Source organism: Intrasporangium calvum (genome assembly GCF_028446585.1).
Classification (GTDB): Bacteria; Actinomycetota; Actinomycetes; order Actinomycetales; family Dermatophilaceae; genus Intrasporangium; species Intrasporangium calvum_A.
In genome coordinates, this window is sequence record NZ_JAPFQL010000149.1 from 1 (window position 1) to 2,973 (window position 2,973).

General features: G+C 68.1%; 3 protein-coding genes and 1 pseudogene. All 4 read left to right on the plus strand.

Annotation, left to right across the window (positions count from 1 at the left end; all coding sequences use genetic code 11):
• The first annotated feature begins 59 nt into the window (after positions 1–59).
• Positions 60–1,013, plus strand: a complete 954-nt coding sequence (locus tag OO014_RS19145) for a carbohydrate ABC transporter permease (RefSeq protein ID WP_272463924.1) — start codon at positions 60–62, stop codon at positions 1,011–1,013.
• Positions 1,010–1,825 (plus strand): carbohydrate ABC transporter permease, encoded by an 816-nt coding sequence (locus OO014_RS19150; protein WP_272463925.1) that lies wholly within the window; start codon positions 1,010–1,012, stop codon positions 1,823–1,825. The genes OO014_RS19145 and OO014_RS19150 overlap by 4 nt, the downstream gene beginning before the upstream one ends.
• A gap of 35 nt (positions 1,826–1,860) precedes the next feature.
• Positions 1,861–2,604 carry an SDR family oxidoreductase gene (locus OO014_RS19155; RefSeq protein WP_272463926.1) on the plus strand — a complete coding sequence of 248 codons (744 nt, stop codon included), beginning with the start codon at positions 1,861–1,863 and terminating at the stop codon, positions 2,602–2,604.
• Between the two features lie 68 nt (positions 2,605–2,672).
• A pseudogene (locus tag OO014_RS19160) lies at positions 2,673–2,973 on the plus strand (mannitol dehydrogenase family protein); the annotation flags it as partial.

Genomic DNA, 2,973 nt, shown 5'->3' on the forward strand with positions numbered 1-2,973 from the left:
CACCTCCGTTCCTGCAACGCGGTCGCACCCATCCGACGGTCGCACAAGGGAGTGTCGACATGACCACGACCAGTACGAAGTCCTCGCACACCAACCTCGACGAGGTTGCCGCGCGCACGGCGACGGACGTCCGCCGTGTGCAACGCAAGCAGGTGTGGACGAACCGCGGCCTGCTCCTGCCGGCCGTCATCTTCCTCGTCCTGCTCACGCAGATCCCGTTCATCGTCACCATCGGCTACTCGACGATGAAGTGGAACCTGCTCTACCCCAACGACCGTGGCTTCAGCGGCCTGGACAACTACCGGTCCGCGCTGACCTCGGGTGAGCTGTGGCCCTCGGTCGTCGCGACGGTGCTCATCACGGCGCTCGCTGTCGTCCTGTCCCTGCTCTTCGGCCTGCTCTTCGCCGTCCTGCTCGACCGCAAGCTGCCCGGTCGGGCCATCGCGCGGACGCTGATGATCACCCCGTTCCTCGTCATGCCCGCCGCCGCCGCGCTGATCTGGAAGTTCTCGATGTTCGACACCAACATCGGGATGATCAACTGGCTGCTGCGCACCCTGGGGCTCGACACCGTCTCGTGGAGCACCAACTACCCGCTCGCCACCGTCGTCATCGTGCTGACCTGGCAGTTCACGCCGTTCATGATGCTGATCCTTCTCGCCGGCCTGCAGGGCCAGTCGAAGGAGATCCTCGAGGCCGCGTCGGTGGACGGCGCCGGCCCGTGGCGCACCTTCACCTGGATCACGCTGCCCCACCTGCGGATGTACATCGAGATCGGCGTGCTGCTCGGCACCGTCATCATCCTGCAGGTCTTCGACCCCATCGCCATCCTCACCAAGGGCACGGGCGGCACCAAGACGCTCGCCTACCTGCTCTACGAGCGGGCCTTCATCGGCCTCGACGTCGGCCAGGCAGCCGCGTACGGCGTCGTCACCGTGATCCTGACGATCATCGTCGCCACGATCGCCCTCAAAACCCTCTTCAAGGTCTTCATGGCAGGAGGCAGCCGATGAGCGCCCCACTCAAGAACATGCTGGTCAACATCCTCACCTGGGCACTGGTCCTGATCTTCTTCTTCCCGGTCTTCTGGATGTTCATCAACGGCTTCAAACCGGAGTCCGTCGCGTCGTCGATCAACCCCAAGGTCCTCTTCACCCCGGTGACCGACGGCTACCAGCTCGCGATGGACCGCGGCATGGCCGGCTACCTGCAGAACTCGCTCACCGCCTCGGTCACCGCGACGATCATCTCCGTCGTCATCGCGATCCCGGCCGCCTACGCCCTGAGCATCCGGCGGGTCAAGGCCGTCGAGGGCGCCCTGAGCTTCTTCATCTCGACCCGGTTCATGCCGCTCGCCGCCGTCGTGCTGCCGCTCTTCATGATCCTCAAGACGGTCGGGCTGCTCGACAACATCTACATGCTCGCCATCGTCTACGGGGCGGTGAACCTGCCCGTCACCGTGTGGATGATGCGCTCGTTCTTCCTCGAGGTGCCCTACGAGATCATCGAGGCGGCCCGGGTCGACGGCGCCGGCCTCTACCGGGAGATCGTGCGGATCGTCCTGCCGCTCGTCCTGCCGGGCATCGCGGCCGCCGCCCTGATCAGCTTCATCTTCGCGTGGAACGAGTACTTCCTGTCCCTGTTGCTGACCAGCTCCGCGGCCCGGACCACCCCGCCGTTCCTCGGCAGCTTCGTCGACGGGCGCGGCCAGTTCCTCGCCGTCCTGTCCGCCGCAGCGACGATCGCGGCCCTTCCCGTCATCATCGCCGGCTGGGTGGCCCAGAAGCAGCTCGTCCGCGGCCTGTCGATGGGCGCCATCAAGTGACCGGCCCTGCAGGGGCCAGCAGAGGAGAACGACCCGTGGACCACTTCACCCGCAGCCTCCAGGACTCCGTCGTCGTCGTGACCGGCGCCGGCGGCGGGATCGGCGGCGCCATCGCCCGGGCTGTCCTCAGGGACGGCGGGCGGGTCGTCGCCGGCGATCTTCGCGTGGAAGCCCTCGAAGCCCTCCGCGAGGAGTGGGACGAGAGCCGCGTCGTCACCGCGACGGGCGACGTCCGCGACGAGGCCACGGCCGACGCCCTCGTCGCTGCCGGCGTCGACGCCTTCGGCCGCGTCGACTCCGTCGTCGCGAACGCCGCCATCGGCTACTACGGCGGCCTGCTCGACTACTCCGCCGAGGAGTGCGAGCGCATGGTCGACGTCAACGTCAAGGGCACGGTGTGGCTCGCCCGGGCCGCGGTGCGACAGTTCCGGGCCCAGGGCGACGGTGGGGACATCGTCATCATCGGCTCCGTCGCAGGGCTGCTCATCGGCGGCGGCAAGGAGGCGGTCTACGCCGCCACCAAGGGCGCCCAGATCAACCTCGGCTACGCCCTCGACCGAGAGCTGCGCAGCGAGGGCATCCGGACCACGACGATCGCACCCGCAGGGGTCAACACCCCCTTCGCCGCAGCGGACGGCCGCTTCGGCGACCTCGACCCGTCACAGGGCGTCTTCATGGAGCCCGAGGACATCGCCGCGGCCGTCGCCTACACGCTGCGCCAACCCCGGCGGATGCGGACCGAGCTCTGGACCATGTGGAGCATGGCCGAGCAGCACTAGGTCGTCCCGTGACCCGCCATCCCCTCCCGGAGAACCCACCGTCCCACCCGTTCCAGCAGGAGTTCCCCATGAGTGCCACTCCACTGTCAGCCACGACGCTCGGCAGCCTTCCCGCGGAAGCGAGCCCAGCGGCATACGACCGCTCCTCCATCACGGCGAGCATCGTGCACTTCGGCGTGGGCGGCTTCCACCGCGCCCACGAGGCGATGTACCTCGACCGGCTGATGCGCGACGGCAAGGCGCTCGAGTGGGGGATCTGCGGTGTGGGGGCGCTGCCTCACGACCGGCGGATCGTCGACACGTTGAGCGCGCAGGACGGGCTGTACACCCTCGTCGTCAAGCACCCCGACGGGCACCGGGAGCCGCGGG

Bases quoted from the DNA above. Each gene is read 5' to 3' on its own strand.
- OO014_RS19150 (WP_272463925.1), top strand. From the start codon at position 1,010: ATGAGCGCCCCACTCAAGAACATGCTGGTCAACATCCTCACCTGGGCA.
- OO014_RS19145 (WP_272463924.1), top strand. From the start codon at position 60: ATGACCACGACCAGTACGAAGTCCTCGCACACCAACCTCGACGAGGTT.